This is a genomic window from Sebaldella sp. S0638, from assembly GCF_024158605.1.
In the GTDB taxonomy this organism is placed as follows: Bacteria; Fusobacteriota; Fusobacteriia; order Fusobacteriales; family Leptotrichiaceae; genus Sebaldella.
Genome location: NZ_JAMZGM010000241.1, coordinates 1 through 1,638, shown reverse-complemented (window position 1 = coordinate 1,638; position 1,638 = coordinate 1). Strand labels below are relative to the sequence as shown.

The following is a 1,638-nucleotide window of genomic DNA, read 5'->3' as shown; positions in this document are numbered from 1 at the left end:
AAAAGGACAATGAAAATAGAAGAAGAAGCAAACGCCAAGAAAAAGATAAAATTAAGGTAGTGAAATAGATAAACAAAGATTGAATGAAGAGTTTGATCCTGGCTCAGGATGAACGCTGACAGAATGCTTAACACATGCAAGTCGATGAGAAGACTCCCTTCGGGGAGAGGGTATCATGGCGGACGGGTGAGTAACGCGTAAAGAACTTGCCGTATGGACAGGGATAACCGATGGAAACGACGGATAAGACCTGATATAATGGATATGTGGCATCACGTATTTATGAAAAGCAATACCATACGAGAGCTTTGCGTCCTATTAGCTAGTTGGTAGTGTAATGGACTACCAAGGCGATGATAGGTAGCCGGCCTGAGAGGGTGGACGGCCACAAGGGGACTGAGATACGGCCCTTACTCTTACGGGAGGCAGCAGTGGGGAATATTGGACAATGGAGGTAACTCTGATCCAGCAATTCTGTGTGCACGAAGAAGGTTTTCGGATTGTAAAGTGCTTTAAGTTGGGAAGAAAAAAATGACGGTACCAACAGAATAAGCGACGGCTAAATACGTGCCAGCAGCCGCGGTAATACGTATGTCGCAAGCGTTATCCGGAATTATTGGGCATAAAGGGCATCTAGGCGGGGTTTCAAGTCGACGGTGAAAACTAGTGGCTCAACCATTAGCTTGCCGACGAAACTGAAATTCTAGAGTATTGGAAAGGTGGGCGGAACTACATGAGTAGAGGTGAAATTCGTAGATATATGTAGGAATGCCGATGACGAAGGTAGCTCACTGGACAAAAACTGACGCTGAAGTGCGAAAGCTAGGGGAGCAAACAGGATTAGATACCCTGGTAGTCCTAGCTGTAAACGATGTTCACTGGGTGTGGGCGAGTAGATCGTCTGTGCCGAAGCAAATGCGATAAGTGAACCGCCTGGGGAGTACGGCCGCAAGGCTGAAACTCAAAGGAATTGACGGGGACCCGCACAAGCGGTGGAGCATGTGGTTTAATTCGACGCAACGCGAGGAACCTTACCAGATCTTGACATCTCCGGAATTTAGTAGAGATACTGAAGTGCCTTCGGGAACCGGAAGACAGGTGGTGCATGGCTGTCGACAGCTCGTGTCGTGAGATGTTGGGTTAAGTCCCGCAACGAGCGCAACCCCTATCGTTAGTTACTAACATTAAGTTGAGGACTTTAGCGAGACTGCCTGCGAAGAGCAGGAGGAAGGTGGGGATGACGTCAAGTCATCATGCCCCTTATGATCTGGGCTACACACGTGCTACAATGGACGGTACAAAGAGAAGCGAAATGGTGACATGGAGCAAATCAAGAAATCCGTTCTCAGTTCGGATTGAAGTCTGCAACTCGACTTCATGAAGTTGGAATCGCTAGTAATCGCGGATCAGCAATGCCGCGGTGAATACGTTCTCGGGTCTTGTACACACCGCCCGTCACACCACGAGAGTTTGTTGCACCTGAAATTGCTGGCCTAACCCGTAAGGGGAGGAAGTACTGAAGGTGTGGTAAGCGATTGGGGTGAAGTCGTAACAAGGTATCCGTACCGGAAGGTGCGGATGGATCACCTCCTTTCTAAGGAGACAAATTGGCAGCTTCTTCTTTTATTTTGATTGTTC

General features: G+C 48.2%; 1 rRNA gene. It reads left to right on the top strand.

What is annotated here, in order from left to right:
• Positions 1-80 precede the first annotated feature (80 nt).
• A 16S ribosomal RNA gene (locus NK213_RS19955) occupies positions 81-1,594 on the top strand.
• Positions 1,595-1,638 lie beyond the last annotated feature (44 nt).